This window comes from Pseudomonas sp. R45(2017), from assembly GCF_002112305.1.
In the GTDB taxonomy this organism is placed as follows: domain Bacteria; phylum Pseudomonadota; class Gammaproteobacteria; order Pseudomonadales; family Pseudomonadaceae; genus Aquipseudomonas; species Aquipseudomonas paraglycinae.
Genome location: NZ_NEHH01000002.1, coordinates 144,478 through 160,730 on the forward strand (window position 1 = coordinate 144,478; position 16,253 = coordinate 160,730).

Consider the following 16,253-nt stretch of genomic DNA (forward strand, 5'->3'; position numbering starts at 1 on the left):
GCAGCACTTATCTCTTTCTGAGAACTAAAGAAAAGCAGCCGGATGGGAGCTTGTCCAATCCGGCTTCGAGGCTAGTTGTTACAGATCAATTGGAACGACGGTGCCATTTCCTGATGGCTCTTAGGTGGCACTTTCAGGAAAAGTTCCATCGTTTTGCGCGGGGGATGGTGCAGAGGGTGCTGAGGGTTTGGTGCAGCCAGGAGAGGGTGTGTCGGGGTTTGCGGCAAGTGGCGGGTGCTTTCACCTTGCCGATGTGTTCGGCGAAATGCTCATGAAGGGATCTTTCATCTCCAATGCCTTTGAGTTTTTTCCGCAGTTTCCCGTCCTGAAAGAAAAGCACCGTAGGGAATCCGTCGACATGAGAAATATTGGGCGACTTTTCCGCTTCGAGCATGTAGATGTTCGCCCGAAGTCGATAAGGCTCCGCGATTTCACGAAAAACCGGGCTGGCATAGGTACAGGCACCGCAGTGCTCGCTGTAGAAATACAGAATCACTGGACGCCATCCCTTCAACACTTTGCGGTAGGCGGGGTGCAACGTTGTGTGGGGGGGACGGGTTCTCATTGGAGCCTCCTTTTCAATGAGTCTGGAAGGCCTTTGACGTTAAAGCAGGGCAAAACGGCGGTCTACTGTCAGAAATTACAGGTAGGTCCTACAAAGGATGATTTCGTCCTACTTTGATGCAAGAGCATTCCCTCAGAAGACTCAGATCCGCGGAGGCCAAGCAGCTGGTATCGTTTTCAGACATTTATCAAAGGAGCTCCTGATGGGCAGCGACGCAGGTTTTAAAGCAGTTTCCGTAGTACAAACTGATGAGGAGCTTATGAATCGCCTTGAGGATCTGGAGCTGATAGCTCTCTGCAAGGAGCGGGAAAATGATCCGACCATAAAAGTTTCGATAGACGACTTTTGAGCTTGGTTCTCGGAAATAAACACTGCCCCTGAATCGATCACCCGTGCACCGACTGGGAACCTGCTACCCGCATTGTTGTAGCCAACGGTAGCGCACGCTCCGCTCTCTCACTGTCTATCTATTTTTTCTTTTTACATATCTCTTTGATTCCTCAGAATTTTCAATCCTTTGCAGATTCCCCGCGAATCCTGTGGCACACTTTCTGCTGTCTATTCCGTAGTAACAAACCGTGTTCCGGTATAGCGGAATAAACAATTCTCTGGAGTGCTTGCCATGCATCGCCGACCTTCCTTGTTCAAAGCGTGTGTTTTTGTTCTCGCGGCTTCGTCCGCTGTCATGGGTATGGCCCAGGCGGCTGACAGCAAGCTCGACAGCGTCCTGGCCCGTGGAAAACTGATTGTGGGCACCGGCAGCACCAATGCGCCGTGGCACTTCCAGGGCGCGGACGGCAAGTTGCAGGGCTTTGATATCGACATCGCCCGGATGGTGGCCAAAGGTCTGTTCAATGATCCGAGCAAGGTCGAGTTCGTGGTGCAGTCGTCCGATGCGCGGATTCCCAACCTGCTGACCGACAAGGTCGACATGAGCTGCCAGTTCATCACTGTCACCGCCAGCCGTGCGCAGCAAGTGGCGTTCACTCTGCCGTACTACCGCGAAGGCGTCGGCCTGCTGCTGCCGAACAACAGCAAGTACAAGGAAATCGAAGACCTGCAGGCCGGTGGTGACGGCGTGACCGTCGCCGTGTTGCAGAACGTGTACGCCGAAGAACTGGTGCATCAGGCGCTGCCCAAGGCCAAGGTCGATCAGTACGACAGCGTCGATCTGATGTACCAGGCGGTGAACTCCGGCCGCGCCGATGCTGCCGCCACTGACCAGTCTTCGGTCAAATACCTGATGGTGCAGAACCCTGGTCGCTACCGTAGCCCGACTTATGCCTGGAGCCCGCAGACCTACGCCTGCGCCGTCAAACGCGGCGATCAGGACTGGCTGAACTTCGTCAACACCGCCCTGCATGAAGCCATGACCGGCGTCGAGTTCCCGACTTATGCCGCGTCGTTCAAGCAATGGTTCGGCGTGGATCTGCCATCGCCTGCCATCGGTTTTCCTGTCGAATTCAAATGATCCCGTGAGAGTGGGGCGCCCTGATGCGCCCCGCTCAAGGTACTGCCGACCATGAACTATCAGTTGAACTTTGCTGCCGTGTGGCGCGATTTCGACACCTTGCTGGCGGGGCTCGCTCTGGGCCTCGAACTGGCGCTGGTGTCGATCGCCATCGGTTGCGTGATCGGCCTGCTGATGGCGTTTGCCTTGCTGTCCAGGCATCGCGCCTTGCGGGTGCTGGCATCGGTGTATGTGACGGTGATCCGTAACACGCCGATTCTGGTGTTGATTCTGTTGATCTACTTTGCGTTGCCGAGCCTGGGGATCCGGCTGGACAAGATCCCGTCGTTCATCATCACCCTGTCGCTGTATGCCGGGGCGTACCTGACCGAAGTGTTCCGCGGTGGTTTGTTGAGCATTCCCAAGGGCCAGCGCGAAGCGGGGCTGGCCATTGGGCTGGGCGAGTGGCAGGTGAAAGCCTACGTCACCGTGCCGGTGATGTTGCGCAACGTGCTGCCGGCGCTGTCGAACAACTTCATTTCGCTGTTCAAGGACACCTCGATGGCCGCCGCAATCGCGGTGCCGGAGCTGACCTACTATGCGCGCAAGATCAACGTCGAGAGCTACCGGGTGATCGAAACCTGGCTGGTGACCACGGCGTTGTATGTCGCGGCCTGTTACCTCATTGCCATGCTGCTGCGTTACCTCGAGCAGCGTCTGGCGATTCGCCGATAGGAGGCTGCGATGTACCAATCCCCCAGTTGGTTGCATGAGTTGTGGATTGCCCGCGAAGTCTTGTGGCAAGGCTTTTTGACCAGCGTGCAGGTGTCGGCGCTGGCCATTCTGTTCGGCACGGTCATCGGCGTTTTCGCCGGTCTGGTGCTGACCTACGGCAAGTTCTGGATGCGCGCGCCGTTCCGCTTTTATGTCGACCTGATTCGCGGTACGCCGGTGTTCGTGCTGGTGTTGGCGTGCTTCTACATGGCTCCGGCGCTTGGTTGGCAGATCAGCGCATTTCAGGCCGGCGCATTGGGTCTGACGCTGTTTTGCGGCTCCCACGTGGCCGAAATCGTGCGCGGCGCGTTGCAGGCGTTGCCACGCGGGCAGATGGAAGCCGGCAAGGCCATTGGCCTGACGTTCTATCAGTCCCTCGGCTACGTGCTGTTGCCTCAGGCGCTGCGGCAGATCCTGCCGACCTGGGTCAACTCGTCCACGGAAATCGTCAAGGCCTCGACCTTGCTGTCGGTGATCGGCGTGGCCGAGCTGTTGCTCAGCACCCAGCAAATCATCGCCCGGACGTTCATGACCCTGGAGTTTTACCTGTTCGCCGGTTTTCTGTTCTTCGTCATCAACTACGGCATCGAATTACTCGGCCGGCACATTGAAAAGCGGGTGGCCCTGCCATGACTCAAGCTCAAGTTTCCAACGTCCAGAACGGTCAGCCGCTGCTGGACATCCGTGGCCTGCACAAACAATACGGCGCGGTCGAAGTGCTCAAGGGTGTCGACCTGAGCATGCAGCGCGGCAATGTGGTGACGCTGATCGGTTCCAGCGGCTCGGGCAAGACCACGCTGTTGCGCTGCGTGAACATGCTCGAGGAATTCCAGGGCGGACAGATCCTGCTCGACGGCGAATCCATCGGCTATGACGAACTCAACGGCAAGCGCGTGCGCCACCCGGAAAAAGTCATTGCCCGTCATCGGGCGATGACCGGCATGGCGTTCCAGCAATTCAACCTGTTCCCGCACCTCACCGCGTTGCAGAACGTCACGCTCGGCCTGCTGAAAGTCAAAAAGATGCACAAGGACGAAGCCGTGGCCCTGGCCGAGAAATGGCTGGAGCGGGTCGGCCTGCTGGAACGGCGCAATCACTTTCCCGGTCAGTTGTCCGGCGGTCAGCAACAGCGCGTGGCGATTGCCCGGGCGATTGCGATGAACCCTAGCCTGATGCTGTTCGACGAAGTCACTTCGGCCCTCGATCCGGAACTGGTCGGCGAAGTGCTGAACGTGATCAAAGGCCTGGCCGAGGACGGCATGACCATGTTGCTGGTGACCCACGAAATGCGTTTTGCCTTCGAGGTCTCGGACAAGATCGTTTTCATGAATCAGGGGCGCATCGAAGAGCAGGGGCTTCCCAAGGAACTGTTCGAGCGTCCGCAATCGCCGCGGCTGGCGGAATTTCTCAAAAGCACGCGGTTCTGACTTTTCACTTTTTCAATCAGGAGAAACACCCATGAGCATTACTCGTTACGGCACCGGCAGCACCGCCGCTGGCGGCCAGCCGCGTCCATTCGCCCGCGCCGTTGAAGCCGATGGCTGGCTGCACGTTTCCGGGCAGGTGCCGGCGGTGGATGGCGAGATCATTGTGGGCGGCATCGTCGAGCAGACGCACCAGACCATGAAGAACCTGATCGCGATTCTCGAAGAGGCCGGTTATGGCCTGGAAGACGTGGTACGCGCCGGCGTGTGGCTGGACGATCCGCGGGATTTCAGCAGTTTCAACAAGGTCTTCGGCGAATACTTCAAGCCTGAACACGCACCGGCCCGGGCCTGTGTGCAGGCGAGCATGATGGTCGACTGCAAGGTCGAGATCGACTGCATTGCGTACAAGAAGAAAGCTTGAGAGGTGTGGCGTTGCTGAGCCCATAGCCCCCTCACCCTGGCCCTCTCCCCCAGGAGAGGGGACTGATTTCCATCGATGCAGATTGTTGTGTCAGACGCTGGCATTTGCATCGATGCGATCAGGCTCCCTCTCCCCCTGGGAGAGGGCGGGGGGTGAGGGCTGCGATCCAACTGACACAACGCCAAGGGCCAGTTACCATCCCGGCATCTTTTAAGGGAACCACAGAAATGACCGAAGACACCATCAAGCGCCGGGCACGCGGTCTGGACCGGGCGTTCGATATCCTCGATTTCCTCAAGGAAATCGGCCAGCCACTGCGCCCGAACGACATCGCTAACGGCATCGGCAGCCCGAAATCCACGGTCTACGAGCTAGTGGCGTCATTGCTCGAGCGGCGGATTCTGGAGCCGGTGGGCAAGGACGGTCACGTCTATCTCGGTCGTCAGCTGTACTTCCTTGGCCAGGCGCACTTGCGCCATTTCGACCTCAGTCGCGAGGCCGATCACGCGTTGCAGGAGATTGTCAGCCAGACCCGGGAAACGGCGCAGATGTGCCTGCTCAACGGGCGCAAATACACGGTGGCGCTGATGAAGGAGGGCGAGCGGCATTTCCGCATTTCTTCCGATATCGGTGAAAACGCGCCGATCCCGTGGACCGCGTCCGGGCGCCTGCTGCTGGCGCACTTGAGCGATCAGCAGATCAGTGACCTGATCGACCCAGACGATTTCATTCTGCCGGGTGGCGAACGCCTGCCGATGGAGACGTTTCTGGCGGAAATCCGTCAGGCCGGCATCGACGGTTTCTTCTCCTTCGACAGTGTCGCCGACACCTTTACCCATTGCTTCGCCGCCCCGGTCAAAGACCCTCAAGGCGTGGCCATCTGCACCCTGTGCATCGTCGCCCCGCGCGCCGATGCCAAGACTAATTACAACGACTATCGCCGGGTCTTGATCGAGAGTGCCAACAGCCTCGCCCGGCGAATCAACGAATAACCGCGCCTGCCTGCGGGCGCGACTGTGAGGAGTTCGACCATGACGACTGCCAACAACACTGCTGCCGTGGAAAAGGGCGATGCCGCCGTCGGCGCGCAACTGGTGCGTGACATCAGCCTGCCGGCGCTGGTGCTGCACCGCGAAGCGCTGGAACACAACATCCGCTGGATGCAGAAATTCGTCAGCGACAGCGGCGCCGAACTCGCGCCCCACGGCAAGACCAGCATGACCCCGGCGCTGTTTCGTCGTCAGCTCGACGCCGGCGCTTGGGGCATCACCCTGGCCAGCGCCACCCAGACCCGCGCTGCATACGCCCACGGCGTGCGCCGGGTGCTGATGGCCAACCAACTGGTCGGCACACCGAACATGGCGCTGATCGCCGATCTGCTGGCGGCCGATTCCGGCTTCGATTTCTATTGCATGGTCGATCACCCGGACAACGTCGCCGATCTGGGCGCTTATTTCGCATCGCGCGGCGTGCGGCTTAACGTGATGATCGAATACGGCGTGGTCGGCGGCCGTTGCGGTTGCCGCAGCGAGCAGGAAGTCATCGAACTGGCCAAAGCCATCGGCGCGCAATCGGCGCTGGCCCTGACCGGTATCGAAGGTTACGAAGGCGTGATCCATGGCGATCACGCGGTCAGCAGCATCCGTGAGTTCGCCGCCTCGCTCGTGCGCCTGGCGGTGCAGTTGCAGGACAGCGGCGCGTTCGCCATCGCCAAGCCGATCATCACCGCGTCGGGTTCGGCGTGGTACGACCTGATCGCCGAATCATTCGAAGCGCAGAACGCTGGCGGGCGTTTCCTCAGCGTGCTGCGTCCCGGCAGTTATGTCGCTCACGACCATGGCATCTATAAAGAGGCGCAGTGCTGCGTGCTCGACCGTCGCAGCGACCTGCACGAAGGCCTGCGCCCGGCGCTGGAAGTCTGGGCGCACGTGCAGTCGCTGCCGGAGCCGGGGTTTGCGGTGATTGCCCTGGGCAAGCGTGACGTGGCGTTCGATGCCGGGATGCCGGTGGCGTTGCTGCGTTACAAGGCCGGCGTGCTGCCGGCAGTGGGCGACGATGTCGGCGCCTGCAAGGTGACGGCGGTGATGGACCAGCACGCGTTCATGACCGTGGCGCCGGGCGTGGAGTTGCGCGTCGGAGACATCATTTCCTTTGGCACTTCGCACCCATGCCTGACCTTCGACAAGTGGCGCGTATGGCTGCTGGTGGACGAGCAGCTGTCGGTGATCGAAACCATGGAAACCTGTTTCTGATGAACACGCTCAGTCCATTGGGTCCGAACACCCCGCGCATCGCGCTGATCGGCGAATGCATGATCGAACTCCAGCAACGTGCCGATGGCAGCCTGCAACAGAGCTTTGGCGGTGACACGCTGAACACGGCGGTCTATCTGTCCCGCGCCATGGGCGACAACGCGGAGGTCGATTACGTCACGGCGCTGGGTGATGACAGCTTCAGTGACGCGATGTGCCGCATTTGGGCCGACGAAGGCATTGGTCTGGATATGGTCCAGCGTTTACCCGGTCGTTTGCCGGGCCTGTATTGCATCCAGACCGACGCCGCCGGCGAACGTCGTTTTCTGTACTGGCGCAACGAAGCCGCCGTTCGCGACTGCTTCACCACGCCGACGGCCGCGCCGATTCTGGCGGCGCTGCCGGATTACGACGTGCTGTATTTCAGCGGTATCACGCTGGCGGTACTCGGTGCGCAGGGGCGGGAAAAACTGATCGAGACCTTGATCGAAGCCCGTCAGCGTGACGCGCGAATCGTCTTCGACAACAACTACCGCCCACGCCTGTGGGCTTCGGTGGAAGAGGCGCGGGTGGCGTATCGCAGCGTGTTGCCCCATGTCGATCTGGCGTTGCTGACGGTGGACGACGAACAGGCGCTGTTCCATTTCGAAGACTGTGACGCGGTGTTTGAAGCGTACGCGCAGATCGGCACGCCGGAAGTGGTGCTCAAGCGTGGCGCTGAAGCCTGTCTGATCCGTTGCGACGGGGAAGCGTTCGAAGTCCCGGCGCAGAAGGTCGAGAAGGTGGTGGACACCACGGCAGCGGGGGATTCGTTCAGTGCGGCGTATCTGGCGAGTCGCTTGTCCGGCGCAAGCCCTGTGCAGGCGGCGGAGGCGGGGCATCGCTTGGCCAGTCAGGTCATTCAAGTGCCTGGGGCGTTGATCCCCAAGGATTGATGCCGATCCCTGAAGGCGCTGCCGAAAGCCGCGCCTTCGGGCACTGGATCAGTCGCGGTAAAACACCTGTACCAGGTGATACCCGAACTTGCTCTTGATCGGCCCGTGCACGGTGCGCAGCGGTTTTTTGAAGATCACCGCATCGATCGCACCGACCATCTGCCCCGGCCGCACTTCACCCAGATCGCCGCCGCGCTTGCCGGACGGACAAGTCGAAAATTTCTTCGCCAGGACATCGAACGCCTCACCGTTGGCGATGCGTTGTTTGAGTTTTTCAGCCTCTTCGGCGGTCTTCACCAGAATGTGGCGGGCTTGGGCTTTCATCGTGCAATACCTGTAGCGGGGTGACGGCGGGTCGCGGATTATGCCTCAAGTCACGGGTTTTGGCTGATCATCGTGCGGATCTTGCCGGCCAGCTGTTCGATGGAAAACGGTTTGGCGACCATGTCCATGCCGTCTTCGAGGAAGCCCTGGCGCTCGGCGGCTTTCTGCGCGTAACCGGTCATGAACAACACCTTGAGGCACGGACGATGCTGCCGGGCGATCTCCGCCATTTGCCGGCCGTTCATGCCCGGCAGGCCGACATCGGTTACCAGCAGGTCCACCCGCAGGTCGGATTCCAGTAGCGGCAAGGCTCCCTTGGCGTCTTCGGCCTCATGGGCGCGATAACCCAACTCCTTGAGCAGGTCCATGACCAGCATGCGCACCGCCGGATCGTCCTCGACCACCACCACGGTTTCGCCGGTCGCCACAGCGGGGGCCTCGGCAACCGCTTCGATTGCCGGCAGCTCCGCTTCCAGTGCATACAAGCGCGGCAAGTACAGGCGCACGCAGGTGCCCTGACCCGGCAGGCTGTCGAGGCTGACGTGCCCACCCGATTGCTGGGCAAAGCCATAAATCATCGACAAGCCGAGCCCGGTGCCTTGCCCGATGGGTTTGGTCGTAAAGAACGGATCGAACGCTTTGGAACGTACTGAAGGCGTCATGCCGGTGCCGTTGTCGCTCACCGCCAGCATCAGGTAATCACCGGCCTTGACCGGTTCGAGGGTAGTGATGTCGTTGCCGTCGAGGTAGACGTTGGCCGTTTCGATCAACAGCTCGCCGCCGTCGGGCATGGCGTCGCGGGCGTTGATCACCAGGTTGAGCAGGGCGTTTTCCAGTTGGCTGACATCGGTGCTGACCGGCCATACATTGTCGGCCAGGCGCAACTTGAGCTCGATCGGATCACCCTTGGTGCGGCGGATCAGGTCTTCCAGCGAGTGGATCAGCTCGTTGACGTCGAGGGTCTTGCGATCCAGCGACTGACGCCGGGAGAACGCCAGCAGACGGTGGGTCAGTGCCGCCGCGCGGTTGGCCGAGGACACCGCCGCGTCAGTGAAACGGCCGATCTCATCGGCGCGGCCATTGGCGATGTAGCGCTGCATCAGGTCGAGGCTGCCGATGATGCCGGTCAGCATGTTGTTGAAGTCATGGGCGATGCCGCCGGTGAGCTGGCCGACCGCTTCCATTTTCTGCGCGTGGCGCAAGGCATCTTCGGCGCGCTCGCGTTCGAACATCTCGTTCTGCAAACGCTGGTTGGCCTGGGCCAGTTGTTCGGTGCGCGCACTGACGCGTTCCTCAAGAGTTTCATTGAGGTTGCGCAGGGCTTCTTCGGTCTTTTTGCGTTCGGTCTCGTCGATCACGAAGATGTAGAAACCGTTCACTGCTCCATCCGCACCGTGGCGCGGCAGGTAGTTCATCAAGGCGTGCCGCTGACTGCCATCACGGTGCGGCGTGTACAGGCTGAACGAGCAGGGCCGACCGGCGAGTGCTTCGGCGATGTACGGCGCCCGCAGGAAATAGGCCTCTTCGCCGATCACCTCACGGATCGTGCGACCGTACAGCTCTTGCGGCGTGAGCCCGTACCAGTCGAGGTACGCGGCGTTGTTCAGGCGAAAGCGTTCTTCGTGGTCGACATAGCTGATCAGGATCGGCATGGCGTTGATGATCAGTTGCAGCTCGGTCTGGCTTTGCCGCAGTGCCTGTTCGGTGTGCTTGCGTTCGGTCAGGTCCAGCGCCGCGCCGAGAAAACGTATCGGCCGGCCGTGATGATCCTTGTAGCAGCGCCCGCGGGCGAACACCCAGCGCAGCTCGCCATTGGCTTGCAGCAGGCGGTATTCCTCAGCGTATTCGGTGCCGTGGGTAATGCAATGCTTGATACTGCGGGCGATCATAGCGCGGTCTTCGGGGTGCACGCCGTGCAGGTACTCGCTGATCGGCAACTGACCGGCCAGGGCCGGATCGACACCGTGCAACTGGGCGAAATGCGCATCGGCGATGAAGCGGTCTTCGCCAATGTCCCAATCCCAGGTGCCGACCGCATCGGTGGCCGCCAGCGCCAGTTGCAGGCGCTCTTCGCTTTCGCGTTGGGCCTTGAGGCTGTCTTCGGAGCGCTGCTGCAGTTCCAGGGCGATGCGCCGGCGTTCGTTGGTTTCGATGGCGGTGACCAGAATCCCGGCCACTTGCGCGCTTTCGTCGCGGATCGGGCTGTAGGTCAGGTCCAGCCAGAAGTCGGAGTCCTGGCCGTCCCGTTGCAGGGTAAAGCGCCGTTCGCTGTAGGTTCGCACCTGGCCTTGTAGGACGGCGCTGTAAATCGGGTCGGTAAAGTCTCTAAGTTCCGGCCATATCTGGTGCGCCGGTTGTCCGAAAGCGTGCGGATGCTTGCTCCCGGCGAGCAGTGCAAAGCCGTTGTTATAGATCTGGGTGAGTTGCGGGCCCCACAACAGCAGCATCGGCATCGGCGAGTGAATCACGATGTCCACCGCGGTGCGCAGGCTCTGTGGCCAGGTGCCAGCGGCGCCCAGCGGGCTGCGGCTCCAGTCGGTGCGGGCAATCAATGCCTGGGCGTCGTTGGTGTTCGGTACAGCGTTCATCACATCAATCCTGGGCGTCGGTCGGTGAGGCGGCGTCTACTATCCTAGTGCGGTAGACGCTGTAAGGCACGTCGCGTCACGGCGCGGTCTTGTGTTCATTGAAAGCTTCGCAGGTGCTTTTGGCCATGGAAATCGATGCATTGCTCAAACAACTGGCGAGCCGCCACGGTTCGGATCTGTTCCTGTCCACGGGCGCACCACCCAGTGCGCGGTTCGACGGGGTGCTCACGCCCTTGAGCGAGCAGCCCTTCAAACCCGGTGAGGTGGCCAGTATCGCGGTCTCCCTGATGGACGCCGAACAACGACGGGAGTTCGACCGGGATCTGGAAATGAACCTGGCGATTTCCCGCACCGGGATCGGCCGCTTCCGGGTCAACATCTTCAAACAACGCAATGACGTGTCGATCGTTATTCGTAACGTCAAACTCGACATTCCGCGATTCGAAGATTTGAAACTGCCGCCGGTATTGCTCGATTCGGTGATGCTCAAGCAAGGCCTGATCCTGTTCGTCGGCGCCACCGACTCGGGCAAGTCGACGTCGCTGGCGGCGCTGATCGACCATCGCAATCGCCACAGCAGCGGGCACATCATCACCATTGAAGACCCGGTGGAATACATCCATCGCCACAAAAAATCAATCATCAACCAGCGCGAAGTCGGGGTCGATACCCGCAGCTTTCACGCTGCGCTGAAAAATACTCTGCGCCAGGCCCCGGACGTGGTGCTGATCGGCGAAATCCGTGATCGCGAGACCATGGAACATGCGCTGGCCTTCGCCGAAACCGGGCATCTGGTGCTGTCGACATTGCACGCCAACAACGCCAATCAGGCGCTGGACCGGATCATCAATTTCTTTCCCGAAGAGCGCCGCCCGCAATTGCTGCATGCCTTGGGCAATCACCTCAAGGCGTTCGTCTCCCAGCGTCTGGTGCGAACCCGGGACGGTCAGCGACGGGCCGCCGCCGAGGTGATGCTGGGCACGCCGACGATTGCCGACCTGATCCGGCGCAATGATTTTGGTGAGCTGAAAACCATCATGGAAAAATCGGCGGAACTGGGCATGCAGACCTTTGACGGTGCACTGTTCGCGCTGGTAGCAGAAGGGGTGATCGATGAAGACGAGGCCCTGAAAAATGCTGATTCGGTGAATAACCTGCGCCTGCGTCTGAAGCTGCACGCCGACACCATGCCGTCCCCACCGCCCTCGACCGGCGAATGGGGACTGATGGACTGACAGGCTTCAGTCGCGAAGTTCGACCCGGTCGCGAAACTGCTCAAGCGCTTGCGGATTGGCGAGGGCATCGGTGTTTTTCACCGGATCACCGTGCACCACATTGCGCACGGCCAGCTCCACCACCTTGCCGCTGATGGTGCGCGGAATGTCAGTGACCGCGACGATCTTCGCCGGCACATGGCGCGGTGTGGTGTTGGCGCGGATCACCTGGCGGATCTGCTGTTGCAGTGCCTCATCCAGCGTTAGGCCGTCCTTGAGGCGTACGAACAGCACCACGCGCACGTCGTCCTGCCACTGTTGGCCGATGGCGACGCTGTCCAGCACTTGCGGGACTTTTTCCACCTGCCGGTAGATCTCCGCCGTGCCGATGCGCACGCCGCCGGGGTTGAGGACAGCGTCGGAGCGGCCGTGAATCAGCATCCCGCCGTGGGGCAGTTGTTCGGCATAGTCACCCTGGGCCCAGACGCCGGGGAACTGGCTGAAATAGGATTTGCGCAGCTTTTCGCCATCGGGATCGTTCCAGAGTCCGATGGGCATCGCCGGGAATGGTCGAGTGCATACCAATTCACCTTTTTCGCCGATCACCGGTTGTCCGGCGTCATTCCACACTTCCACCGCCATGGCCAGGCTCTTGCCCATGATCTCGCCCCGGCGAACCGCCGACATCGGGTTACCGTTGACGAAGCAGGACACGATGTCCGTACCACCGGACATCGAGGACAGGCACACGTCCGGTTTGAAGTCGCGATAAACGAAGTCATAACTCTGCGGCGACAGCGCGGAGCCGGTGCAAAGCAGGGTTTTCAGGTGGCTCAGGTCGTAGCTTTCGCGCGGCTTGATGCCGCTGCTTTCCAGGGTCGCGAGGAATTTCGGGCTGGTGCCGAACACGCTGACCTGCTCGTCGTCGAGCAGCTCCAGCAATCGCTCGTTGTCCGGATAAAACGGTGAGCCGTCATACAGCACCACCGCGCTGCCGACCGCCAGTGCCGAGACCAGCCAGTTCCACATCATCCAGCCGCAGGTGGTGTAGTAGAACAAGCGGTCGCCGGGGCCGAGATCGACATGCAGCCCATGTTCCTTGGCGTGTTGCAGCAACACGCCGCCGGTGCTGTGAACGATGCATTTCGGCACGCCGGTGGTGCCGCTGGAATACAGCACGTACAGCGGATGATCGAACGGCACCGGGACGAACTGCGGCTCATCGCCCGGTTCATAGAAGTCGTCCCACAGCGTGACGTTGGCGGGTGTCCGGTAATCCGTGGCATGGGCCTGAGGTCGCGCGTAGGGCACGATGATCAACTGCTGCAAGGTCGGCAGTTGTTCGAGGATTTCATTGATCTTGACGGTCTGGTCGATCTCTTTGCCGGCATAGCGGTAACCGGCGCAGGTGATCAGCACTTTCGGTTCGATCTGGCCAAAGCGGTCGATCACGCCGTGGGTGCCGAAGTCCGGCGATGAGCACGACCAGATTGCGCCGAGACTGGTGGTCGCGAGCATCGCCACCAGGGTTTGCCAGGTGTTGGGCATGCAGGCGGCAACCCGGTCGCCGACCACGACACCGGCTGCTTGCAGACTGGCCTGGAAGCCGGCGACTTGCTGGGCCAGTTCGGCCCAGGTCAGCAGTTCACGCTGGCCGTTTTCCCCGATAGCGATCACGGCGATGGCATCGTCGCGGCGACTCAGCAGGTGTTCGGCGAAATTCAACGTGGCGCCGGGAAACCATTCGGCACCCGGCATTTTCAGGCCTCCACGCAGAACGGTGTCCGGTTGGGTGTGAAATCTGATGCCGAAGAAATCCACGATCGCCTGCCAGAACGCTTCGCGCTGGTCGATGGACCATTGATGCAGGGCGGGGTAATCGTCGAGGTGCAGGTGATGGCGTTGATTGATGAAGTGCCGAAAGCCGTCCATGCGGGACCGGGCAATGCGTTTGGCATCGGGCTGCCAGAGAATGTCGGACATGGTTTGCCTCTTATTGTTGGTCAGAAGGCTCCCACGACAGCGTGGGAGCGATCAATTGCAAGCTTATTGCGCGAGCCACCCGCCATCGATATTCCACGCGGCACCACGCACTTGGCTGCCGGCCTCGCTGCAGAGAAACAACACCAGCTCACCCAGATGTGCCGGGGTGACGAACTCCAGCGACGGCTGTTTCTCGGCCAGCAGATCGTGCTGCGCCTGCTGCGGGTCGACACCCTTGGCTGCGCGATCGTCGATCTGTTTCTGCACCAGCGGCGTCAGCACCCAGCCCGGGCAGATCGCGTTGCAGGTCACGTTGCTGGCGGCGGTTTCCAGGCCGACCACCTTGGTCAGGCCGATCACGCCATGCTTGGCCGCCACATACGCAGCTTTACCGGTGGAGCCGACCAGGCCGTGCACCGAGGCGATGTTGACGATCCGCCCCCATCCCTTGGCGCGCATGCCCGGCAGGCTCAGGCGAGTGCTGTGAAACACCGACGACAGGTTGATCGCGATGATCGAATCCCAGCGCTCCACCGGAAATTCTTCCACCGCTGCGACATGCTGGATACCGGCGTTATTGACCAGAATGTCCACGCCGCCAAACTCGCGGTCGGCGTAGGCGATCATGTCGGCGATCTGCGCCGGATCGCTGACGTCTGCCGGGTGATGGCCGACCTTGCCGCCGAACTGCTCGACTTCGGCGATCACCTTGGAGGCGTCGCCAAAACCGTTGAGGATCAAGTTGGCGCCGGCCTTGGCCAGCGTCAGGGCGATGCCCAGCCCGATGCCGCTGGTGGAACCGGTAACCAGTGCGGTCTTGCCAGAAAGAGTCGTCATCAATACCTCACACAATGCCAGTGGCGTAGAAAGTGCCGATCACCACGAAAACCGCCAGGGTCTTGATCAGCGTAATACAGAAAATGTCCTTGTAGGCCTCACGGTGAGTCAGGCCGGTGACGGCGAGCAGGGTGATCACCGCGCCGTTGTGCGGCAGGGTGTCCATGCCGCCGCTGGCCATCGCGGCCACCCGGTGCAGCACTTCCAGTGGAATGTTGGCGGCGTGGGCAGCGCTGATGAATTGCTCCGACATCGCCGCGAGCGCGATGCTCATGCCGCCCGAAGCGGAACCGGTGATACCAGCCAGCAGGGTCACGGTGATCGCTTCGTTGACCAGCGGATTGGGGATGCTTTTGAGCCAGTCGGCCAGCACCAGAAAACCTGGCAGTGAGGCGATGACTGCGCCGAAACCGTATTCCGACGCAGTGTTCATCGCCGCCAGCAGCGCACCGCTGACTGCGCTTTTGCTGCCTTCGGCGAGCTTGCTTTTGATCGCTTTAAAACCGAATGCCAGCACCATCAGAATGCCGACCAACAGGGCTGCCTGCACCGCCCAGATCGCCGTGAGTTTGGCGATCTCGGTAGTGACCGGCGCGGCCATTCCCGGCAGCGCGAGGCTGTGGGTCTTGCCGTACCACTGCGGAATCCATTGGGTGAACAGCAGGTTCATGATGCCCACCGCCAGCAGCGGCGACAGGGCAATCCACGGGTTCGGCAGCTTAAGGTCTTCGGCGGTTTCCGGTTCGTTGCGCAGTTCGGTGCCGTAGCCTTCACCGGCACGCTGCGCCTTGTTGCGTTGGCGCTGCAGGAACAGCATGCCGGCGCAGAACACGAAAATCGTGCCGATCACACCCAGCCATGGCGCTGCCCACGCCGTGGTGTTGAAAAAGGTGCTGGGGATGATGTTCTGGATCTGCGGCGTGCCGGGCAGGGCGTCCATGGTGAACGAAAACGCGCCGAGGGCGATGGTCGCCGGAATCAGGCGCTTGGGGATGTTGCTCTGGCGGAACATTTCCGCTGCGAACGGGTAGACCGCGAACACCACCACGAAAAGCGAAACGCCGCCGTAGGTCAGCAGGGCGCAGACCAGCACGATCACCAGCATCGCCTGGCGGGTGCCGAGCAGACGAATCGCTGCCGCGACGATCGAGCGGGAGAAACCCGACAGTTCGATCAGCTTGCCGAACACGGCGCCGAGCAGGAATACGGGAAAGTAGAGTTTGATGAAACCGACCATCTTCTCCATGAACACCCCGGTGAAAGCAGGGGCGACGGCAGACGGGTCGGTGAGCAGGACGGCGCCGAGGGCGGCGATCGGGGCAAAAAGGATAACGCTGTAGCCACGGTAGGCCGCGAGCATCAGCAGCGCGAGGGCTGCCAAGGCGATGATCACACTCATGGTGTGCTCCTTCGATTGTTATTTTTGTGGGTGGAACGGGTGTGGGGAGGGCAATAGCGAGATCTGTGCCAGATAGTTAAGTTA

At 60.9% G+C, this 16,253-nt stretch carries 16 protein-coding genes; 10 read left to right on the forward strand and 6 right to left on the reverse strand.

Translation table 11 applies throughout. The annotated features are described in order from the left end of the window. Nucleotides 1-133 precede the first annotated feature (133 nt). Entirely contained in the window at nucleotides 134-565 is a 432-nt protein-coding gene (locus tag CAF74_RS04960; protein WP_085745504.1) for a co-chaperone YbbN, read from the reverse strand. A 202-nt stretch (nucleotides 566-767) separates the two neighbouring features. Here CAF74_RS04960 and CAF74_RS04965 point away from each other — a divergent pair, with 202 nt between their 5' ends. From CAF74_RS04965 to CAF74_RS05005, 9 genes are all read left to right on the forward strand, one after another. Then, complete coding sequence (locus CAF74_RS04965) at nucleotides 768-914, forward strand: hypothetical protein (protein ID WP_256578341.1); 147 nt, start codon at nucleotides 768-770, stop codon at nucleotides 912-914. A 273-nt stretch (nucleotides 915-1,187) separates the two neighbouring features. Continuing rightward, entirely contained in the window at nucleotides 1,188-2,036 is an 849-nt protein-coding gene (locus CAF74_RS04970) for a transporter substrate-binding domain-containing protein (protein ID WP_007960245.1), read from the forward strand. Nucleotides 2,037-2,087: 51 nt separating this feature from the next. Further along, a complete protein-coding gene (locus tag CAF74_RS04975) occupies nucleotides 2,088-2,750 on the forward strand; it encodes an amino acid ABC transporter permease (protein ID WP_085745505.1) in 663 nt (220 codons plus the stop codon). Between the two features lie 9 nt (nucleotides 2,751-2,759). Further along, on the forward strand, nucleotides 2,760-3,422 hold the full coding sequence (locus tag CAF74_RS04980; protein WP_085745506.1) for an amino acid ABC transporter permease: 663 nt from the start codon (nucleotides 2,760-2,762) through the stop codon (nucleotides 3,420-3,422). After that, nucleotides 3,419-4,216: an amino acid ABC transporter ATP-binding protein gene (locus CAF74_RS04985; protein ID WP_085745507.1), complete on the forward strand. Its 798-nt coding sequence runs from the start codon at nucleotides 3,419-3,421 to the stop codon at nucleotides 4,214-4,216. Before CAF74_RS04980 ends, CAF74_RS04985 begins: the two co-directional genes overlap by 4 nt. Nucleotides 4,217-4,247: 31 nt before the next feature. Further along, nucleotides 4,248-4,637, forward strand: a complete 390-nt coding sequence (locus CAF74_RS04990; RefSeq protein WP_007912330.1) for a RidA family protein — start codon at nucleotides 4,248-4,250, stop codon at nucleotides 4,635-4,637. Nucleotides 4,638-4,864: 227 nt separating this feature from the next. Continuing rightward, nucleotides 4,865-5,629 (forward strand): IclR family transcriptional regulator, encoded by a 765-nt coding sequence (locus CAF74_RS04995; RefSeq protein ID WP_085745508.1) that lies wholly within the window; start codon nucleotides 4,865-4,867, stop codon nucleotides 5,627-5,629. Between the two features lie 39 nt (nucleotides 5,630-5,668). Then, a complete protein-coding gene (locus tag CAF74_RS05000; protein WP_085745509.1) occupies nucleotides 5,669-6,889 on the forward strand; it encodes an amino acid deaminase in 1,221 nt (406 codons plus the stop codon). Next, nucleotides 6,889-7,824 carry a sugar kinase gene (locus CAF74_RS05005; RefSeq protein WP_085745510.1) on the forward strand — a complete coding sequence of 312 codons (936 nt, stop codon included), beginning with the start codon at nucleotides 6,889-6,891 and terminating at the stop codon, nucleotides 7,822-7,824. The genes CAF74_RS05000 and CAF74_RS05005 overlap by 1 nt, the downstream gene beginning before the upstream one ends. Nucleotides 7,825-7,872: 48 nt before the next feature. Here the strand turns inward: CAF74_RS05005 and CAF74_RS05010 are convergent, their stop codons facing one another. Then, a complete protein-coding gene (locus tag CAF74_RS05010; RefSeq protein WP_007952044.1) occupies nucleotides 7,873-8,148 on the reverse strand; it encodes a peptidylprolyl isomerase in 276 nt (91 codons plus the stop codon). Between the two features lie 50 nt (nucleotides 8,149-8,198). Then, nucleotides 8,199-10,736, reverse strand: coding sequence for a PAS domain-containing sensor histidine kinase (locus tag CAF74_RS05015; RefSeq protein ID WP_085745511.1), 2,538 nt, complete (start codon nucleotides 10,734-10,736; stop codon nucleotides 8,199-8,201). A 125-nt stretch (nucleotides 10,737-10,861) separates the two neighbouring features. On the opposite strand from CAF74_RS05015, the gene CAF74_RS05020 reads away from it, so the two are divergent. Next, nucleotides 10,862-11,971 carry a PilT/PilU family type 4a pilus ATPase gene (locus CAF74_RS05020; protein ID WP_085745512.1) on the forward strand — a complete coding sequence of 370 codons (1,110 nt, stop codon included), beginning with the start codon at nucleotides 10,862-10,864 and terminating at the stop codon, nucleotides 11,969-11,971. Between the two features lie 6 nt (nucleotides 11,972-11,977). Here the strand turns inward: CAF74_RS05020 and CAF74_RS05025 are convergent, their stop codons facing one another. The 3 genes from CAF74_RS05025 to CAF74_RS05035 all read right to left on the reverse strand — a co-directional run bounded on the left by CAF74_RS05025 (nucleotide 11,978) and on the right by CAF74_RS05035 (nucleotide 16,169). Continuing rightward, nucleotides 11,978-13,933, reverse strand: a complete 1,956-nt coding sequence (locus tag CAF74_RS05025) for an acetoacetate--CoA ligase (protein ID WP_085745513.1) — start codon at nucleotides 13,931-13,933, stop codon at nucleotides 11,978-11,980. A gap of 63 nt (nucleotides 13,934-13,996) precedes the next feature. Beyond that, nucleotides 13,997-14,770 carry a 3-hydroxybutyrate dehydrogenase gene (gene hbdH / locus CAF74_RS05030; RefSeq protein ID WP_085745514.1) on the reverse strand — a complete coding sequence of 258 codons (774 nt, stop codon included), beginning with the start codon at nucleotides 14,768-14,770 and terminating at the stop codon, nucleotides 13,997-13,999. A gap of 7 nt (nucleotides 14,771-14,777) precedes the next feature. Beyond that, on the reverse strand, nucleotides 14,778-16,169 hold the full coding sequence (locus tag CAF74_RS05035) for a GntP family permease (RefSeq protein WP_007952055.1): 1,392 nt from the start codon (nucleotides 16,167-16,169) through the stop codon (nucleotides 14,778-14,780). Between the last annotated feature and the right edge of the window lie 84 nt (nucleotides 16,170-16,253).